Source organism: Mycolicibacterium moriokaense (assembly GCF_010726085.1).
Lineage (GTDB): Bacteria > Actinomycetota > Actinomycetes > Mycobacteriales > Mycobacteriaceae > Mycobacterium > Mycobacterium moriokaense.
Genome location: NZ_AP022560.1, coordinates 2735103 through 2752697 on the forward strand (window position 1 = coordinate 2735103; position 17595 = coordinate 2752697).

At 66.4% G+C, this 17595-nt stretch carries 16 protein-coding genes and 1 pseudogene; 10 read left to right on the forward strand and 7 right to left on the reverse strand.

Annotation, left to right across the window (positions count from 1 at the left end):
* Positions 1 to 7 precede the first annotated feature (7 nt).
* Both G6N43_RS13385 and G6N43_RS13390 read left to right on the forward strand, forming a co-directional pair.
* Positions 8 to 1000 carry a GNAT family N-acetyltransferase gene (locus tag G6N43_RS13385; protein ID WP_083150082.1) on the forward strand — a complete coding sequence of 331 codons (993 nt, stop codon included), beginning with the start codon at positions 8 to 10 and terminating at the stop codon, positions 998 to 1000.
* On the forward strand, positions 997 to 2232 hold the full coding sequence (locus G6N43_RS13390; RefSeq protein ID WP_083150081.1) for an acyl-CoA dehydrogenase family protein: 1236 nt from the start codon (positions 997 to 999) through the stop codon (positions 2230 to 2232). The genes G6N43_RS13385 and G6N43_RS13390 overlap by 4 nt, the downstream gene beginning before the upstream one ends.
* A gap of 30 nt (positions 2233 to 2262) precedes the next feature.
* On the opposite strand, the gene G6N43_RS13395 is transcribed toward G6N43_RS13390, so the two are convergent.
* The 3 genes and pseudogenes from G6N43_RS13395 to G6N43_RS13405 all read right to left on the reverse strand — a co-directional run bounded on the left by G6N43_RS13395 (position 2263) and on the right by G6N43_RS13405 (position 4799).
* Complete coding sequence (locus G6N43_RS13395) at positions 2263 to 3432, reverse strand: LLM class flavin-dependent oxidoreductase (RefSeq protein ID WP_083150080.1); 1170 nt, start codon at positions 3430 to 3432, stop codon at positions 2263 to 2265.
* A 113-nt stretch (positions 3433 to 3545) separates the two neighbouring features.
* Positions 3546 to 4370: pseudogene (locus G6N43_RS13400) on the reverse strand (acyl-CoA dehydrogenase family protein); the annotation flags it as partial.
* A gap of 153 nt (positions 4371 to 4523) precedes the next feature.
* Entirely contained in the window at positions 4524 to 4799 is a 276-nt protein-coding gene (locus G6N43_RS13405; RefSeq protein WP_083150237.1) for an ANTAR domain-containing protein, read from the reverse strand.
* Between the two features lie 132 nt (positions 4800 to 4931).
* Here G6N43_RS13405 and G6N43_RS13410 point away from each other — a divergent pair, with 132 nt between their 5' ends.
* The 4 genes from G6N43_RS13410 (at position 4932) to G6N43_RS13425 (ending at position 9302) form a co-directional block, all read left to right on the forward strand.
* Positions 4932 to 5924: an isopenicillin N synthase family dioxygenase gene (locus G6N43_RS13410; RefSeq protein ID WP_083150236.1), complete on the forward strand. Its 993-nt coding sequence runs from the start codon at positions 4932 to 4934 to the stop codon at positions 5922 to 5924.
* A gap of 75 nt (positions 5925 to 5999) precedes the next feature.
* On the forward strand, positions 6000 to 6953 hold the full coding sequence (locus G6N43_RS13415) for a LysR family transcriptional regulator (RefSeq protein WP_083150235.1): 954 nt from the start codon (positions 6000 to 6002) through the stop codon (positions 6951 to 6953).
* A gap of 42 nt (positions 6954 to 6995) precedes the next feature.
* Complete coding sequence (locus G6N43_RS13420; protein WP_083150078.1) at positions 6996 to 8228, forward strand: acyl-CoA dehydrogenase family protein; 1233 nt, start codon at positions 6996 to 6998, stop codon at positions 8226 to 8228.
* Positions 8229 to 8252: 24 nt separating this feature from the next.
* On the forward strand, positions 8253 to 9302 hold the full coding sequence (locus G6N43_RS13425; RefSeq protein WP_083150077.1) for a hypothetical protein: 1050 nt from the start codon (positions 8253 to 8255) through the stop codon (positions 9300 to 9302).
* A gap of 15 nt (positions 9303 to 9317) precedes the next feature.
* Here G6N43_RS13425 and G6N43_RS13430 read toward each other — a convergent pair whose 3' ends face one another.
* Positions 9318 to 9791 (reverse strand): winged helix-turn-helix transcriptional regulator, encoded by a 474-nt coding sequence (locus G6N43_RS13430; RefSeq protein WP_083150076.1) that lies wholly within the window; start codon positions 9789 to 9791, stop codon positions 9318 to 9320.
* Positions 9792 to 9921: 130 nt separating this feature from the next.
* Between G6N43_RS13430 and G6N43_RS13435 the strand changes: the two genes are divergently transcribed.
* Positions 9922 to 10407, forward strand: a complete 486-nt coding sequence (locus tag G6N43_RS13435) for a tautomerase family protein (protein WP_083150075.1) — start codon at positions 9922 to 9924, stop codon at positions 10405 to 10407.
* Here G6N43_RS13435 and G6N43_RS13440 read toward each other — a convergent pair.
* Together G6N43_RS13440 and G6N43_RS13445 are read right to left on the reverse strand one after the other, a co-directional pair.
* Positions 10404 to 12266, reverse strand: a complete 1863-nt coding sequence (locus G6N43_RS13440) for a family 2A encapsulin nanocompartment cargo protein cysteine desulfurase (RefSeq protein WP_083150074.1) — start codon at positions 12264 to 12266, stop codon at positions 10404 to 10406. The genes G6N43_RS13435 and G6N43_RS13440 overlap by 4 nt on opposite strands.
* Positions 12253 to 13176, reverse strand: coding sequence for a family 2A encapsulin nanocompartment shell protein (locus tag G6N43_RS13445; protein WP_083150073.1), 924 nt, complete (start codon positions 13174 to 13176; stop codon positions 12253 to 12255). The genes G6N43_RS13440 and G6N43_RS13445 overlap by 14 nt, the downstream gene beginning before the upstream one ends.
* A gap of 352 nt (positions 13177 to 13528) precedes the next feature.
* On the opposite strand from G6N43_RS13445, the gene G6N43_RS13450 reads away from it, so the two are divergent.
* The gene (locus G6N43_RS13450) at positions 13529 to 14791 is read left to right on the forward strand and encodes a thioester domain-containing protein (protein WP_083150072.1); all 1263 of its coding nucleotides are present in this window, start codon (positions 13529 to 13531) and stop codon (positions 14789 to 14791) included.
* Here the strand turns inward: G6N43_RS13450 and G6N43_RS13455 are convergent, their stop codons facing one another.
* Positions 14792 to 16798, reverse strand: coding sequence for a glycoside hydrolase family 15 protein (locus G6N43_RS13455; RefSeq protein WP_083150071.1), 2007 nt, complete (start codon positions 16796 to 16798; stop codon positions 14792 to 14794).
* A gap of 264 nt (positions 16799 to 17062) precedes the next feature.
* On the opposite strand from G6N43_RS13455, the gene G6N43_RS13460 reads away from it, so the two are divergent.
* Entirely contained in the window at positions 17063 to 17263 is a 201-nt protein-coding gene (locus G6N43_RS13460; RefSeq protein WP_083150070.1) for a hypothetical protein, read from the forward strand.
* Between the two features lie 234 nt (positions 17264 to 17497).
* The gene (locus G6N43_RS31040; RefSeq protein WP_407664898.1) at positions 17498 to 17590 is read left to right on the forward strand and encodes an Ms4533A family Cys-rich leader peptide; all 93 of its coding nucleotides are present in this window, start codon (positions 17498 to 17500) and stop codon (positions 17588 to 17590) included.
* Positions 17591 to 17595: the final 5 nt, after the last annotated feature.

Below are 17595 nucleotides of genomic sequence, written 5' to 3' on the forward strand. Positions count from 1 at the left end.
GGACAGAGTGACGCTGGCTGACGATCTCAAAGTCGACAAGTGGACGGCAACCCCGGCCACCGCACAAGACCATCCCTTGATCGCCGACTTCCTCGCCACCACACCAGGCCTCGGCGGTCGGAAGTTCGCAGCCGATTCGCGCGACATCGCCGAACAATTCGACGGCGCGTTCCCAGGCGCTGCCGCGGTCGTGCGGGATACCACAGGCCGGATACGCGGATACGCGGTGCTTCATCAGCCCCACGGTGTCCAGCCGGAGATTCTCGCCGACTTCGTATTCGATTCCAACGTCCCGCCAGATCTCGTCGATGGCATCGTCGGCGATGTTGTCGCGCGCTACGCAGAAGAGAATCCGTTGATACCGGATTCGTTCCTTCGGACGATCATCGGTACGGATCAGCAGTCGGCGATCTCCGCGTTGACTCGCCGGGGCGCTTATCAGGAAGCTGAATTCATTCGTGCTCGCAAGCCGTTGCACGACGAGGATCCCGACGCGTTGGAGGCCGCGGCAATCGATGGGATAACCGTGGTCGGCTGGCCGGAGATAGTCGAGCGTGACTTAGGTGAGCAGGTGCGTCAACTTCAGTTCGACACTTTCCTGGAGCATTTCGGCAACATGTCGAAGACACCGGAGTTGTGGGCGCACCACATTCAGAGTCGGGCCTTTGCACCGGATTTCAGTGTCGCGGCGATCGACGACCACGGTGATGTCATCGGCTATGTGCTCGGGTCGACTTACACCGCAGGTACCGGGGTCGCCGAAGAGCGCAGCGCACACACCGACTACATCGGTGTGCGACGGGATCGTCGTCGCCTCGGCATCGGCGAACTCCTGCTCAGGAAAATCTGGTTGGCAGCGTTACGCCGTGGCCTGGGCGCCGCTTCGCTCGGTACGGATATCAACAACAAGAGCAAGGCCCATTTGCTCTATCAGCGCCTCGGCTACGTAGCCGTCGAGAACAGTTCCGCTTATCGCATCGACGCGGCACAGACGCGATGACCACCGCGCATACGTACCTGCAGAGCCCCACAGCCAGCTACGAGGACCTCAGACGAACGTTTCAGCCGATCTTCGAAAAGATCGGTGAGGGCAGTCTGGAACGTGAGAAGGGCCGCGTCTTTCCTCACGACCAGGTCCGCTGGCTCAACGATGCGGGATTCGGCACGGTGCGCATCCCTGTTGAGCGAGGGGGATTCGGGGCCTCATTGGAACAGACGTTTCTGTTGCTCGCTGAACTCGGGACCGCGGATGCGAACGTGTCCCACATCTGGCGCAACCACTTGGCCTTTGTCGAGGATCGACTCAACGCGCCGGTGTCGGACTCCAATGACCAGTGGATCGCGCGGTTTACTTCCGGTGCATTCGTGGGCGGCGGATGGACCGAGGCGAACAACCTGACACTGGCCAATATCGCAACCACGGTGACCGCCGAGGACGATCACTGGATCGTCACGGGGTCGAAGTTCTATGCGACAGGCAGTCTTTACGCGGACTGGCTGGATGTGATCGGCCGTGGTGACGATGGCGCTCTGGTGACCGCACTCGTGCGCGCCGACGATCCGGGCGTCACCTTGATCGACGACTGGCGCGGTTTCGGTCAACGCACCACCGCCAGCGGGTCGGCTCGATATGACCGCGTCCGCGCCGAAGCCGGTGACGTGTTCCCAGCGGCCGAAAGGTTCAAGTACCAGGCGCACTTCTATCAGATCGCCATGCTTTCCGTGCTCACCGGGATCACCCGGGCTGCACTACTGGATGGATCTGAGGCCCTGATCGACCGCAAGCGCAACTATCCGCAGGGGCTGACGGCGGTGCCCGCCGAGGATGCGCAACTCCTGCAGGTCGTGGGGGAGGTCTCGGCCGACGTGTTCGCCGCAGAGGCGGCGCTCGCACAGAGCGCGAGAAGCCTGGACCATATCGTCGAAGGGCGGCTCGTACACGACGAGGAAACCGCTAAACGGCGTTTGATTGACGCCGAGGTAGCGGTGAGTCAGGCGCAACTGGTCATCATCGGCGCGGCCCTACGGGCAACCACAGCAATCTTCGATGCGCTTGGCGCATCGGGTGTTTCAGAGGACCGGTCGCTGGACCGGCATTGGCGCAACGCGCGCACACTCGCATCGCACAACCCTCGGGTATACAAGGCGCGCATCCTTGGGGACTGGCTGATCAACGGCAAGGACCCCGTACCGGATCTGGCAGCGCTGGGCCGCGGCGGTCAGGGCAACTAACGCTGTGCCAACCCGATTTTCGGGTTGAGGTCAGCGGGTCGCACCGACGAAAGGTATCGACGCGGGTGCCGCGTTGAGGTGGCTACCGTCGAACAGTCCGCGTTCGCGGAGAATCGGCACTACGCCCTCACCGAACCAGAAGAGCTCTTCGAGATGCGGATATCCCGAGAAGATGAACTCGTCGATGCCGACTCTCGCGTACTCGGCAATCCGATCGGCGACGTCGGTGTGGCTGCCCACCAATGCGGTGCCGGCACCGCCACGGACAAGGCCGACGCCGGCCCACAGATTCGGTGCGATCTCGAGGCTGCGCGCGTCATGCCAGGTGCCGTTGGCCCGGTTGGCTTCGTGAAGTGCCAGCATCCTGCGCTGACCCTCTGATTGGCTACGGCTCAAACCCGCCTGCGCTGACCGCACCGTATCTTCATCGAGCGCGTCGACCAGTTTGTCCGCTTGCGACCATGCCTCGTCCGCGGTGTCACGCGAGATGGTGTGCAGCCTGATGCCGAAGCGGACGTTGCGACCCTGCTTTTCGGCCAGTCCGCGGATCCATTCGATCTTCTCCTGCACCGCGTCTGGAGGCTCACCCCACGTCAGGTATACATCGGCGTGCCGCGCTGCGACGGGACCCGCCGCCGCAGAGCTTCCGCCGAAGTACAACGGCGGCAACGGATTCGGCAGCGTGGCAAGGGATGCCTCATCGACCTGGATGTGTATGCCGTGAGTCGTCACAGTCTCGCCGGCCCACAGCCTGCGTACGACCTCCAGGAACTCGTCGGCCCGCTCGTATCGTGCATCCTTGTCGAGGTGATCACCGAAAGCGCGTTGCTCATGCGCCTCGCCGCCGACCACGACGTTGAGCAGGATGCGACCGGGGGCGTGCCTGGCGAAGGTCGCCGCCATCTGTGCTGACAGGGTGGGACTCACCAACCCCGGACGGAATGCGACCAGGAACGCCAGCGACGTCGTCTCTCGGGCGAGCAGTGCCGCCGTGATGAACGCGTCCTCACACCAGGCTCCGGTCGGAATCAGCGCCCCGGTGAAGCCGAACGTCTCGGCCGCCCGGACGATCGACGCAAGGTAGTCGATCGAAGCGTCGCGGTCGCTGCGCGCTGCTCCTGCCGGAGTGCCGTGGCCGCCACCCACAATCAACCGGCTGTCGCCATAGGTGGGCAGGAACCAATGCAGTTTCACCGACATGGGAAGACTCTAGCGGCCGGACGCATTGAAGCGGATCTTGCGGTCACGACGTGATCTTCGTTGGACCGCCGAACTCGGTCACGGCTTACCTTCGGCACGATTCAAAACGCGCGTCAGATCACTCCGTGCAGCGGTGGCGGCTCGCCGTGCAGCTGCGCCCGACCGATGTGCTGATACTTCCAGCGGACCGGATCGTGCAGGGTGTGTGTGCGGGCGTCTCGCCAGTAGTGGTCGAGGTTCAACCCGGCTGTCGCGCTGCGGGTCCCGCTGACCTCGAACAGTCCGCTTGACACTTCGTTGGCGGCTTTGTCGGCGAGGATCTTGGCGGTCGCGACCGAGAGTGACGCCTTCGCCGATGCGGCGGCCGGGTCCGCCGACCCGCCACCGGTGATCGTGGCATCCACTGCAACGCCCGCCGCGACCAGTTGGGCTTCGGCAGCGGCGACGGTGAGCTCGCCGAACCGCTGGATCAACAACGGATCGTCGATCGCGCGCGCCACGCCCGCCTCGAACCACGGCCTGCTGTGTGCGCGGACAACGCGCGCGGCGGCCTCCAATGCGCCGCGCGCGATCCCGGCGTCTATCGCCGCGTGCAACAGCTGTGCAAACGCTCCATATCCCGTGGCCGCGTTGACTGCCCCGGCGCGGGGGACAAGCTGATCACGCCTCGCGACGACGCCGTCGAACCGCACGGTTCCGCTGCCGGTCGTCCGCTGCCCCAGGCCGTCCCAATCGTCGATGACACGTATCCCGGCGCTGTCCGCGGGGACGTAGGCGATGTAATCGTCCGGAGGCAGCCCACTTTCGTTTCCTGGGTCGTCGAGCCGCGTCAGTACCGCGAACACATCCGCGAACAGCGATCCGGTGCAATAGAACTTCGTGCCGTCGATCTGAAAGTGGCCGTCGACCGGGCGCAACGTGGTGGTGACGTCGGCGACGATCCCGGTCAGCGCGCCCACGGCGAAATCGACCGCAAGGTCGTGCGCTACCGATACCGCCTCTGCCGCGGAGTTGATCCTCGTGGCCTTGGAGAGCGTCACCGAGTAACCACTCTTCTCAGAAGTAGTCTTTCAGCGGCGCGGACTATCTCGTCAGGATGCGTTGGCGACGGGTTCCAGAGGACGACGGCGCACGAGTTCGCCCCAGGCGCTGAACGCTTCGGCGTGGCCGGCCGAGCTCCCGCCGCCGGCGAGCGCGACCAATCCTGCCGCGAGGGTGCCGATCCCGACTCCAGAATCGTGTACGACGCGGACAAGCTCGGCGAAAGCCTGATCCGGTGAGCAGCCACGTAGGCCGACCAGGACGCCGATCGCAGTATCGATTACCTTGCGCGAGGTGTCGTTGGCTCGCCGGCTGCTGTAACTCATGGTGACGATGCTCGGCTGTGTGCAGTCGTCGGCCAACAGATTGGCGCATGGTGATTTAACGGTTTCTATACGCCGGTGCGGCGTCGTTTAAAGGAGATGGCATTGAGGGTGTCGCAGGTCGACAATGGCGTGATGCTCCCCGTTCTCGATCTCGCGGAGTCCGACGCAGACCCGGCCCGGTTCCGTGCACAGCTGCGTGAAGCCGCGCACGACAACGGGTTCTTCTACCTCGTCGGCCACGGTGTGCCGCGTAACAAGATGGACACCGTTCTCGGGTTGGCGCGACAGTTCTTCGCCTTGCCGCTCGATGCCAAGAACAAGATCAGCCAGCTGCAAAGTCCGCAGTTTCGCGGCTATTCACGCATCGGCGGAGAGCTCACCAACGGCAAGATCGACTGGCGCGAGCAGATCGACATCGGGCCCGAGCGGTCGGTGATCGAAGGCGCCGAGGGGTATTGGCGGCTGCAGGGCCCGAACCTGTGGCCGACGGCGCCCGCAGGGTTCCGCACTGCATTCGAAGACTGGGCGGTGACGATGTCGGACGTCGGCATCCGCCTCTTGCGCCATTGGGCCGTTTCGCTGGGGGCGGCGGAGGACACATTTGACGCGGCGTTCGCCGACCGGCCCGCCACGCTGATGAAGGTGGTGCGCTATCCCGGCACCAACGACACGACCCAAGGCGTTGGCGTGCACAAGGATTCAGGCGTGCTGACGTTGCTGCTGCTCGAGCAGGGCTCGACCGGTCTGCAGGTCGAGGGTGAGGTGGGGCAGTGGATCGACGTCCCGCCGCTGCCGGACGCCCTGGTCGTCAACATCGGTGAGCTGCTCGAGGTCGCCACGGGTGGATATCTACGCGCCACCCGTCACCGCGTCCTCGCGCCACCACCGCACACCGATCGCGTGTCCATTCCGTTTTTCCTGAATCCCTCCCTCGACGCGAAGGTGCCGATCATCACGCTGCCCCCGGAGCTGGCGGCGCTGTCGCGCGGTGTAGAGGTCGACCCAGACAACCCGATCTTCAACACCTACGGCGAGAACGCATGGAAGTCGCGGACCCGCGCACATCCCGACGTGGCCGAACTGCACCACGGCATCATCCCGAAGGGAGTCGCCAGCGCCTACTGAAGCGCTATTGACGCCGATTTCATCCTCATGATCACAACCCTCGGCAACGCCGTCGCGGGCGGTTACGTTGCCGGGGTGTTCGATGTGCGCCGGCTCGTGGTGTTGCAGGAAGTCGTCCGCTGCGGGTCGCTGTCGGCCGCCGCAACGGCACTGAGCTACACCACGTCGGCGGTCTCCCAACAGATCACGGCGCTGGAGCGTGACATCGGATCGACGCTGCTGGTCCGCAGTCCCACCGGCGTGCGGCCCACCGCGGCGGGCACCCGGCTGCTCGAGCACGCAGAGACGATCCTCGCCGCGATCAGGACGGCGGAACGAGACCTCCAGCACCTGGCCACCGCACATCCCGGAGTGGTGCGCGTGGCCTCATTCGCCAGCGCCGCCGGCACGATCCTGCCGCGGGCGATCGCGCGGTTCCGGGCGCTCTGCCCGGGTGTCGGCGTGGAGTTGGTATCCGCGGACCCCGAAGAAGGCGTGGAGCTGTTGACGTCCGGTGGGGCCGACGCAGCGGTGATCACTGAGGTGCCGGGGGAGGCCCCCGAGTTTCCCGGTGTGCACTCGGTGCCCGTGTATGACGACGAGTTCTTCGTCGTGCTCCCCGCGGGACACCGTCTCGCCGCCAGGGCGGAAGTGCCTTTCGCCGCGCTGGCGCGAGAACAATGGATCGTCAGCACCGAATCTGGGGCTTGCCCCGACGTGCGGGTCTTCCAGCGGGCGTGCCGCAGTGCGGGCTTCATCCCGTCGGTCACCTTCCGCACGGAGGACTACTCGACCGTGCAGGGCCTGGTCGCCGCGAATCTGGGTGTGTCACTGGTGCCTTCACTCGCCGCGGCGGGTGCCCGAACCGACGTGGCATTGCGGCGCGTGGCCGGAAGGCAGCCGGTCCGCCGCATCGCCTTGGCGACCGCCGATCGGCCCGCCGACGGCACCGCGTTGGCGACGTTCGTCTCCCTCATTCGTGAGGCCAGCGCGCGCATCAGTGCCGATGCGGTTTACAGCGTTCCTGAACGCCCCTTCAGCGTCGCTTGACGCCCGCTACACCAAATATCCCCTCAACCTAAGGTTCCCGCCATGACCACCACCGAAAGCACCACTCCCGTCCTCACCTCGTCCGAAGAGGCACTGGCCACCGCACGCGCGCTGGCGGTCGACATCGCGGCGGGGGCGGTCGAGCGCGAGCTCACGGGAACCTGGCCAGAAGAGCAACTGCGGCAGATCGGTCGATCGGGTCTGCTCGGCATCATCGTGCCCGTCGCCTTCGGCGGTCCGGGCCTGCCCCGCGCCACCGCGGTGGAAGTGCTGCGCATTCTGGCGCAAGCGGATTCGGCTGTCGGACAGCTGCTGCTCGCACATTTCGTGCTCCTGCACGCCATCAGTGGTCTGGAGAACAACGACCCTGCGCCGCGCATCTACGCCGACGTGCTCGCCGGCGCGCAGCTCGGCAATGCGACCGTCGAGCGGGGGACGCGCCTGAGTGTCGACAGGCTCACCACCGTTACGCGTCAGCAGGACGGCACGTGGGTGCTCAACGGCACCAAGTACTACGCGACCGGCACCCTCGGTGCGACCTGGATCGCCGTCGCCGCCCGCATTCCCGACACCGAACCGTCGCACGGCGCGACGGTGTTCGTCCGATCGGAGGATTCGGGTGTCACGCTGAACCTCGACAAGTGGTCGTCGTTCGGTCAGCGCGGAACCGCCAGCGGCGAAGTCGTTTTCGACCACGTCATCGTCGACGATGCTTTCGTGATCGACGAGGGGCCCGATCCCGATCCTGTCACCGCGCCGCCGTCGGTCCTCGGTGCGTTCGACCAAGCCCTGCACGCGGCCGTCGACATCGGTATCGCTCGCGCGGCACTGGAGGACGGGGCGCGGTTCGTGACGACCCGTACGCGCCCCTGGTTCGAGGCGAATGTGGACAGCGCCGCCGACGAACCGCACGTCATCCGCAGGTTCGGTGAGTTGACCGCCCGGTTGTACGCGCTAGAGGCCCTGCTTGCGCACGGTGCCAAGCTGGTCGACGACGCACTTGCCGAGCCGGAGCTGACCCGAGAGTCCGCAGCCGCGGCCTCGCTGCAGGTCGCCGCGGCCAAGGCGCTCGCTCAAGAGTTCGCGGTCGAAATCGCCAGCGGCATATTCGAACTGGCGGGTTCATCGGCGACCGACAGCGGGCACGCGCTGGACAGGCACTGGCGCAACGTGCGGGTGCACTCGCTGCACGATCCAGCCCGCTGGAAGTACGTCCACCTCGGCAACTACACCCTGCACGGAACCAAGCCGCCCCGGCTCGGTGTCCTCCTCTGACCCCGTCCGACAAAGGAGTTCGTCATGGCTGGCTTCTATCTCACCGGCAGCATCAACGTCCCGACCGTCGATGACGCCTTCCGTCTCGTCGGCGAGCGGCTGCAACCCGGTACGACGCGGGTGCCTGACGGCGAACCCGGCGATCGGGCGAACTGGGTGCTGACCCAGGCCGACCATTTCCTCAAGAATCCGACTGTCGACGTCGTCGACAACAAGGTGCGGGTGCGTCCCGGTTCGACCGTGTCCTTCGGGGCTCTGGACTACCACACCATCGCGGCAGAGTCGTATGCCCGGTTCATCGCCGCCCGTGAGGGGGGTGTGCTGGCACCCGACTCGCGCTTCCTGGTGTCCATACCCACGCCGTTCAACGCGGTGAACTCGTTCGCGGAGTTGGATTCTCAGGTCGAGGTCGCCTACGCCTACGAACAGCAGCTGCGCCACAGTGTCGAGACGCTGCAGGAGGCGATCCCTCCGCGCGACCTCGCGATCCAATGGGACCTGCCCACCGAGCTGGCGACGATCGAGGGCTGGTTCCCCAACCCGTACGGTGGTTTCGAGCCGATCTTCGCGGCGACGGCACGGCTGGCATCGTGGGTGCAGGACGACGCCGAGCTGACTTTCCATCTGTGCTACGGCGATTCGAAGTTCGGTGCGTCGCCGTTCATGGGTGATCCGCCCGACGAGGAGGCGGCGGCCCGCGGCGGCCGGCATATCCTGCCGCGTGACGCGACCGCCATCGTCACCCTGGCCAACGGGCTGTCCCGGCACGTGTCGCGGCGCATCGACGCGATTCAAGCGGCGACCGTTGCGGCCTGGACCAAGCGCGCGCACTGGCAGCCGCTGAGCGGCCTCGCACTCGAACCCGACACCGAGATCTACCTGGGTCTCCTGCACGCCGAGGACGGCGCCGCCGGAGCGCGTGCGCGGGCGGCGCTGGCGTCGGAGTTCCTGCCCGAGTTCGGGATATCGACCGAGTGCGGGCTGGGCAGGCATTCGGAGGCCCAGCTCGAGGCCGTGCTCGTCGCGTGGCAGGAGTACGCCGCGAGTCGCGAACCCGCTCTCGCCGCCAGCTGAGTTCGAGGTCCGCCGTCACGCGACGGTGAGTGCGCCCGGACCGGGCACGGCCTCGGTGTCGCGCGCCGTCAGGTGATCGTGCCCGGCGGCGCAGGTCAGCTGTGCGCGTACCGGCTCGCCGCACACGCGGTGCACGACGTGCACCGGGGGACCGGCTTCGTCGGCCTCCCACCGATCACCCCACTGCATCAAGGCCACCACGGCCGGGAACAGGTCGCGGCCCTTGTCGGTCAGCCGATACTCATGGCGGGTTCGGCCGCCCTCGCTCTGATAGGCGATGCGTTCCAGAAGACCGTGTGCCACAAGTGTTTTCAAGCGGGCAGCGAGCAGATTCCTCGCGCATCCCAACGCGGACTGGAACTCCTCGAACCGCCGGAGGCCGTAGAACGCCTCCCGCAGGATGAGCAGGGTCCACTTCTCGCCGACCACGGCCAGCGTGCGGGCGATCGAACAGTTGGCGGCGCTGTAGCGGAAACGGTCGGGGTGCATGCTTCGACGATACCTGGGTTGACAAATAAAACCCAGCATCGTAAGTTTATAAAATAAACCTAGCCTCGGAGTGGCCGTACCCGGCCGCTACCAGGGCTTTTCGCGGACCTTTCTCAAGGAGGCTGGACCAATGCCCATGCTCGACGCATATATCCCCGCCGGCGCACTCGCGGCCGACGTCGAACGCTCGCTGATCTCTGAGCTCACCGAGCTTCTCCTGCGACACGAGGGCGCGGACCCGACCGATGAGCGCGCCCGTGCGATCGCGTGGGTGTTCCTGCATCGACCCGCCGAGGTGTTCGTTGCCGGTGAGATCACCGATCAACCGCGCTACCGCTTCGTGGCATCTGTGCCCGAAGGACAGTTCACTGACGCGCGGCGCGCCGCCCTCGTCGCCGACGTGACCTCCGCAGTGCTGCGCGCCGAGAACGGCGCATATCCTGCCGACCCGAACCGGGTGTGGGTGTTCACCAACGAGATCCCGGACGGCACCTGGGGTGGCGCGGGGCGGATCAACACCCTCGCCGACATCGTCGGCTATGTGACGGGCGACCCCGATGTGGGCCGCGCGTACGCTGAGAAAACCCTGTCGGCGCGCCGCGCGGTGCCTGCCTAGACCGCGACCTCGCCTTCGGCGATGCGCCGGACCGCGTTGATGAACACGTCGATCTCCTCGAAGGTGTTGTAGAACGCGAACGACGGTCGCACCGTGGCCTCCAGGCCCATCCGCCGCAGGATCGGCTGGGCGCAATGGTGGCCCGCGCGCACCGCGATGCCCTCCGCGTTGAGCGCCTTGCCGACCTCCAGGGGTTCGTGACCCGCCAGCACGAACGACAACACGCTGGCCTTCTCGTCGGCGGTGCCGACCAGGCGCACCCCCTGGATGTCTGCCAGACGTGGCGTGGCGTACTCCAGAAGCGCATGCTCGTACGCCGCGATGCGTTCGATACCAACACGTTCCACGTATCGCAGTGCCTCACCCAGTCCCACCGCGTCGGCGATATTGCCGGTGCCCGCCTCGAACTTGTTGGGCGGCCCCTGATAAAGCGAGCGTTCCAACGTCACGTCGGCGATCATGTTGCCGCCGCCCTGCCACGGAGGCGTCTCCTCGAGCACGTCCTCGCGGCCGTAGAGCACGCCGATACCCGTGGGCCCGAAGATCTTGTGGCCGGAGAACACGAAGAAATCGGCGCCGAGATCCTGTACGTCGATCGGGATGTGGGGAATGGACTGCGCGCCGTCGATCAACACCCGCGCACCGTAGCGATGCCCCAGTTCCACGATCTTCTTCGCCGGTGTGACCGTGCCCAACGCATTGGAAACATGCGTGGCGGCAACCAGTTTGGTCCGCGGGCCCAGCAGGTCCTCGAACTCGGACAGCAACAGATTGCCGGCATCGTCCACGGGCGCCACCTTGAGGATCGCGCCCGTCTGCTGCGAGAGCAGCTGCCACGGAACGATATTGGCGTGATGCTCGAGATGGGTGATGACGATCTCGTCACCCGGTCCGAGATGCTTGCCACCCCATGCGTACGCCACCAGGTTGATCGCCTCGGTGGTGCCGCGGACGAAGATGACCTCTTCGGACTTCGACGCCCCGATGAACCGGCGCACGGTATCCCGCGCTTCTTCGTAGGCATCGGTTGCGCGGGCGGCCAATTCGTGTGCCGCACGGTGGATGTTGGAGTTCTCGTGGGTGTAGAAGTACGACAGGCGGTCGATGACCGCTTGCGGCTTCTGCGTGGTCGCGGCGTTGTCGAACCAGATCAGCGGCTTGCCGTTGACCGTCTCGCGCAGAATCGGGAAGTCGGCGCGTACCGCGTTGACGTCGAACACCTCGTGGTCATCAGGTGCAACGGGCACCGGCTCGGCGCTGACGTCCTCGACCACCCGGGGCGCAAGGAAGTAGTAATTCGCCTCGTCACCGGTCGGCGCCGGAGGCGCGTCCGTCCAACCGAGATCGCCGACCGTAGGGGCGTCCGGTAGCCACCCGGGCGCCGAACCGCGCGGGGCGACCGGCGCCGTCGGTGTCGACCCCGCCAGCACACCCGGAATCGTCGGCACCAGCCCGGAGGTCGGCACCGCGTACGGGTCCAGCACGCTGTGCGCTGTGTACGCACCCGAAGGGGCGGTGGTCAGATCGGGCGCATTGCCCCGAGGCGCCACCGGAACCGTCTGCGGAATGCCGTCGGGCTCAGGTGATGTCGGCGCAGGGATGTAGACCTCGGTCAGTGGGAGGTACGGCGGGGCCGGAGTCGCAGGGTGTGCGGCGCCGGCCGCCGTGGCGCCCGTCGACGTCGCCGCCGTCGCATCCGGCACGTTGCCGCGCGGCGACAGCGGCGCCGCCTGCGGGGGAGTGTCGGGTCCGGGACGGAGACTGGCAGCGAAGAGCTGAGACGCCAAGGCGGCGAGTTCGGTTGCGCTGATTGGCAAGTCGCTCTCAGCGTCTACCGAGCGGTACTCACTTGTACTCATGGAAGTGGTCCACGGCTGCGCCTTCAAGCACAGCGAGCGCGTCGTCGGTGAGTACGGCCAGCGACGAGTACAGCGTCACGAGATACGACGCGATCGCCGAGCGGTTGATGCCGGTGAACCGCACTGACAGGCCCGGCGCCTGCTCGCCGACGAGACCGGGCTGGAACAGGCCCACCACGCCCTGGCGTTCCTCGCCGGTGCGCACCAGGATGAACTTTGTCTTGGCGTCCTCTACGGGCACCTTGTCCGACGGCACGATCGGGATGCCACGCCAGGTGATGAACTGCGCCCCGAACAGGCTCACGACTGGCGGCGGCACACCCCGGTAGGTCGCCTCCCTGCCGAACGCGGCGACACCGAGCGGATTCGTCAGGAAGAAGCCCGGTGTCTTCCAGACCTTGGTGATCAACGCGTCCAGGTCGTCAGGCGTCGGGGCGCCCGCCAGTGTCTGGATGGTCTGCTCGGGGGTCACCTGTGAGAGCAGGCCGTACTCGGGGTTGTTGACGAGCTCGTACTCCTGGCGCTCTTTGATGGTCTCGATGGTGAGCCGCAACTGCTGGGCGACCTGATCGTGCGGGCTCGAATAGAGGTCGGAGACCCTGGTGTGGACGTCGAGCAGGGTGGAGATGGACCGCAGCGTGTACTCGCGCGGGCTGGTCTCGTAGTCGACGTAGGTCTCGGGCAGCGGCTCCTCGGTACCCGCCCCCTCCTCGGAGTGGATCGCGACCCGTTCCGGGTTGACCACCCGGTTGACCCGGTAGATGCCGGCCTCCACGGGGACCCAGCTCAACAGGTGTAACAGGAACCGCGGAGTGATCGTGGAGAGCTGGGGAACGGTCTTGGTGGCGTTGGCGAGCTGCCGGGCGGCGAGATCGCCGAGGGCCTGTGACTCGTTCTGGGCCGACGTCATGGTCTACCTCCAGGTGCTGAAGAGGGGACGGCGGGACCCACAACATCGATGACATCGACCGCTGTCTGATGAGGTCCCGCCGGGTATCACGTGCCAACAATAGTGCTCAGTACGCCATCGGACAGGGTTTAGCGCGGCGTGCGTACGAAACCCGGGGACTGCCGCTTGCGCGCATGCCGTATGGTATTGGGCATGCAACAGCCGACGCCTCAGCGTCAAGTCTTAGCGCACCGCTTCGCCGTGCGCTGCTGTTGTTGTTGATTTTCTGACGCCGTTCTCCCTGCGTTGAAGCCCGCCCGATCTTGGCGGTTTGCCGATTCGCGCTGTTCAGAACCCCAGAAAGTCGACTGCCATGACCGTTGTCTCCCTGCCAAGACCCGCACGCGTACCGCTGGCGGTGCGTCGGCACGCCCGCGCGCACGCGGCGGATATCTCGCGCATGACGCGCTACCGCGGCGGCACCTACTCCCACACCGTCGACACCATCGTGTTCACCGACGGTTCGTCGGCGCGGACCGACCTCATCCGGCTCAACCCGAACATCGCCGCGTACTCGCTCGATTTCACCGGCCACGCCCCGACCGGGCCGTCGCACTACCGCGCGGCCGACTGGGCCGCGGTGCCGAACCTGCGGACCCGCTCCCATGAGGCCGAGGTCGGCTGGATCCTGCGCAACTCGTATCCGACGTTGACACTCGGCGAACTGAGCAGGCGCGTGCGGGCGGCGGGCTACCCGCTGGGTGCGGCCAACATCGCCGAACACGAGGCCATCGCCGCGACGCAGGCGGCGATCTGGCGCTTCACCAACGATCTGAAGCTGGACAACCGCCCGCGCAATACTCCGGTGACAGAGCGCCGCGGCGCCGACGGCATCGTCTTCGAGTTCGACGGCGAGCCCGAATTGGGCGGCTACACAGTCGAACTCGTATCCCGTACGGCGGTGTCGCTGCTGCTGCAGAAATCGTCCGACGGTGTCACGTGGAGCGACGTGACCGCGTCCGGTCTGAATGTCCATGGGGGACACGGGACATACCGTAAGCCGCTCGGCGTCGGCTCGACGCTGGCGCGGACGCGGCACGGCCGCGGGGGCCGCGGGTACCGGTACTACCGGCTCGTGGTGCTCGGCGACGCTCCGGTGGTGGTCGGCACCGTCGGCTTCTGGCTCCACGGGGCGCGCACCTATGCCAACCCCGATCGCATCGTGCACCTCTACGACTACCTGCTCAAGGGGGCGCATGACGCCCGCGGACAGTCGCCTGCGGTTGCCCTCGTCGCCGATGACGCGAGCTATGAGGACGGTCTGGTCGGCCCGCTGAGGTTGGAGGCGGCAGACGATGTGGCCCTTGCAGTTTCGCAGGGAAGCCTCGTTGACGCCGACGGTGCGGAACTGGCCGGCGCGATACAAGCGGGTGTGGAGTTCTACGTTCGCCTCCGGCCGGGCACCGACGGCGTCCTGCTCACCGCGACGTCCAACGGCACTGGGGGACGGGTGATCACCGGTGTCGCCCGCGACGAGGCCCACAGTCGGCTGACGCCCGTCGCGCTCGCGGTGCCCTCACCGCTCGTCGTCGACTTCGCGATCTACGTGCAGTCCCGCCGGGCGTTCGTCGGCTGACTACGACGGCGCGTTGGCCGGCACGAACACCCCTGAGCTGTCGGCTTCCTCCTCGGCGCGGATCACGTGCACGACGGCGTTGATCAACGCCAGGTGGGTGAACGCCTGCGGGAAGTTGCCCAGATGCCGTCCGGTGCTCGGCTCGATCTCCTCGGCGTAGAGGTGCAGGGGGCTTGCGAACGACAACAGCCGTTCACACAGGTGCTTGGCGCGGTGGATCTCGCCGATCTCGACGAGCGCGGACACCAACCAGAACGAGCAGATGGTGAAGGTGCCTTCCTCACCGGACAGCCCGTCGTCGGTCTCCTCGACGCGGTACCGCAGCACCAGCCCGTCCTCGGTCAGTTCGTCCGCGATGGCCAGCACCGTCGCCCGCACCCGCGGATCGTCGGCGGGCAGGAACCGGGTCAGCACCGCCAGCAGCAGCGACGCATCGAGCGCATCGTCGCCGTAGCGCTGTGTCAGCACGCCGCGCGAGTCCACGCCGTTCTTGAGGACGTCGGCCTTGATCTCCTCAGCGATGGCACGCCACTGCTGCGCATAGGATTTCTCGCCCTGTAGCTCGGCGAGTTTGGACCCGCGGTCGAGCGCGACCCAGCACATGATCTTGCTCGAGGTGAAGTGCTGCGGCTCGCCGCGCACCTCCCAGATGCCGCGGTCGGGTTCCTTCCAGTGCTTGATGGCCTCTTCGACCTGCTGCTTGAGCACCGGCCACAGCGTGTCGGAGATCTGCTCGCGCGATTTCGCGTGCAGGTACACCGAATCCAGCATCGTGCCCCAGATGTCGTGCTGCATCTGGTTGTACGCACCGTTGCCGATGCGCACCGGCCGCGCACCGTCGTAGCCGGACAGGTGGGGGAGCTCCTCCTCGACGAGGCTGCGTTCGCCGCCGACGGCGTACATCACCTGAAGAGGATGGCGCTCGCCGTTGTTGGCGCCGGACACATCGGCGATGAAGGCGAAGAAGTCGTCGGCTTCGCGGTCGAGGCCCAACGTGTACAGGCCCCACAACGCGAACGTGGTGTCACGCACCCACGCGTAGCGGTAGTCCCAGTTCCGTTCTCCCTGAGGTGTTTCCGGCAGCGATGTGGTGGGTGCGGCCAGGATGGCGCCGGTCGGCGAGTACGTCAGACCCTTGAGGGTCAGCGCGCTGCGCTGCAGGTAGGCCCGCCACGGATGATCAGGGAAATCGCCGATGTTGATCCACTGGCGCCAGCACTCGCTGGTCTGCCACATCTTGTCGGCGGCCTCTTCATAGGTCTGCGGCGCCGGATGCTTGGACCAACTCAGCGCGACGAAGACGTTGTCGCCCTCCTTCATCCGCGTGCGCGCCCGCGCCTCGTGACCCTCCAGCCCCAGCCGCAGATTGGTGGTCAGCCGCAGCGTCGGGTGCGCGTCGGAGTCGCGGCTGGCCCGCGAGATCGCCTCGCCGTACGCCTGCGCGGAGTACTCCCAGGTGGCGGGGATGCGGTGATAGTCGAACGCCGGTTCGCAGTTCATCACCAGCTCGACGGTGCCGCTCACGCACCGCACGGTGCGCAGCAGGATGTGTTCGGCGTCCCAGTCCATCGGGGTGCGGCGGTGCGTGCGTGAGCGGGTCTCGAGGTCATGCCACGGACCCATGACCAGTGCGTCGCGCACAATGATCCACCCGGTGTGGGTCTGCCAGGTGGTTTCCAGGATCAGGCTGCCGGGCAGGTACCGGCGTGCGGCGGGCACCGACACCCCGTACGGCGCAAGACGGAAATGACCGGCGCGGCGGTCCAGGATGGCGCCGAACACGCTCGGGGAGTCGGGACGCGGGACGCACAGCCATTCCACCGACCCCGCCGAGGAGATCAGGCAGGTGTTCTCGCAGTCCGACAGGAATGCGTAGTCGGCGATCGGCGGAAACGGGTTCCGCAACGACCCACCCGAGGTGTACGGCACCGGGGCCGTCACGGTCAACGGCGCGTCGTACTCGTCCTTGGATGGCCCGCTGGAGGCCTCGGCGTCTTGCAGAACCATGCCGACATCATCAACTGCCGATATGCCCGGCGTCCACTCATCGCCTGCGTGTCCCGGCGCGGCGCGATCGACGCCGGGCAGACTTTGGTCTGCGGACCGCGAGCGCCATGGATGGACGCCGGTCAAATGCCTGGTAGAGGGGCTGCCCATCCGTAGATATCCGGTCACTGAGTGGGCCGCCGCGGCGGCGGCGACGAAGTTGATCCCACGGGACCTCCGTCTCAGCCGGAACGTGGCCGTTTTCGCATCGAATAGTCTGGCCGGATGGGCGGCTTCCTCAGTTGGTGGGACGGGGTGGAGCTGTGGCTCTCCGGGCTGCCGTTCGTCGCGCAGACCGCGGTGGTGATGCCGGTCGTGCTGGCGCTGGCGTATGGAATCGCCGTGGTGCTCGACGGCGCGCTGGGTAACGGGATACGGGTGTTGCGTCGGGTGAGGCATAGCGACGAGAACGCGGACGGCCGATGAGCGCTTGCGCGAAGAGCGAGGGCGGCCGATGAGCGCTTGCGCGAAGAGCGAGGGCGGCCGATGAGCGCTTGCGCGAAGAGCGAGGGCGGCCGATGAGGGGCGGGATGCCGCGGTCGAGGGTGACGTTGGTGCTCGTCATCCTGGTGGTCCTGGTGCTCGTGATGTGGTTGGTGACTCGGCAAGTTGGCTGAGCCCACGCTGAGCATCTGCAAAGACTCTGTTATTCTTCGCGCCATGCGTACGGCGTCCGGCAACAAGGGTGGCCATGTGTTGGCCCTCATTGCCGTGGGATTCAGTGCCGTCGCTGATGTCTGTTGTTGTTGCTGACTCCA

Excerpts from the sequence above, each read along its gene's own strand:
- G6N43_RS13435 (WP_083150075.1), top strand. The coding sequence starts at position 9,922 with ATGCCCATGCTCGACGCATATATCCCCGCCGGCGCACTCGCGGCCGAC.
- G6N43_RS13450 (WP_083150072.1), top strand. The coding sequence starts at position 13,529 with ATGACCGTTGTCTCCCTGCCAAGACCCGCACGCGTACCGCTGGCGGTG.
- G6N43_RS13440 (WP_083150074.1), bottom strand. The coding sequence starts at position 12,266 with ATGAGTACAAGTGAGTACCGCTCGGTAGACGCTGAGAGCGACTTGCCA.
- G6N43_RS13460 (WP_083150070.1), top strand. The coding sequence starts at position 17,063 with ATGGGCGGCTTCCTCAGTTGGTGGGACGGGGTGGAGCTGTGGCTCTCC.
- G6N43_RS13410 (WP_083150236.1), top strand. The coding sequence starts at position 4,932 with ATGCTCCCCGTTCTCGATCTCGCGGAGTCCGACGCAGACCCGGCCCGG.
- G6N43_RS13430 (WP_083150076.1), bottom strand. The coding sequence starts at position 9,791 with ATGCACCCCGACCGTTTCCGCTACAGCGCCGCCAACTGTTCGATCGCC.
- G6N43_RS13390 (WP_083150081.1), top strand. The coding sequence starts at position 997 with ATGACCACCGCGCATACGTACCTGCAGAGCCCCACAGCCAGCTACGAG.
- G6N43_RS13455 (WP_083150071.1), bottom strand. The coding sequence starts at position 16,798 with ATGGTTCTGCAAGACGCCGAGGCCTCCAGCGGGCCATCCAAGGACGAG.
- G6N43_RS13405 (WP_083150237.1), bottom strand. The coding sequence starts at position 4,799 with ATGAGTTACAGCAGCCGGCGAGCCAACGACACCTCGCGCAAGGTAATC.
- G6N43_RS13420 (WP_083150078.1), top strand. The coding sequence starts at position 6,996 with ATGACCACCACCGAAAGCACCACTCCCGTCCTCACCTCGTCCGAAGAG.
- G6N43_RS13445 (WP_083150073.1), bottom strand. The coding sequence starts at position 13,176 with ATGACGTCGGCCCAGAACGAGTCACAGGCCCTCGGCGATCTCGCCGCC.
- G6N43_RS31040 (WP_407664898.1), top strand. The coding sequence starts at position 17,498 with ATGCGTACGGCGTCCGGCAACAAGGGTGGCCATGTGTTGGCCCTCATT.
- G6N43_RS13395 (WP_083150080.1), bottom strand. The coding sequence starts at position 3,432 with ATGTCGGTGAAACTGCATTGGTTCCTGCCCACCTATGGCGACAGCCGG.
- G6N43_RS13425 (WP_083150077.1), top strand. The coding sequence starts at position 8,253 with ATGGCTGGCTTCTATCTCACCGGCAGCATCAACGTCCCGACCGTCGAT.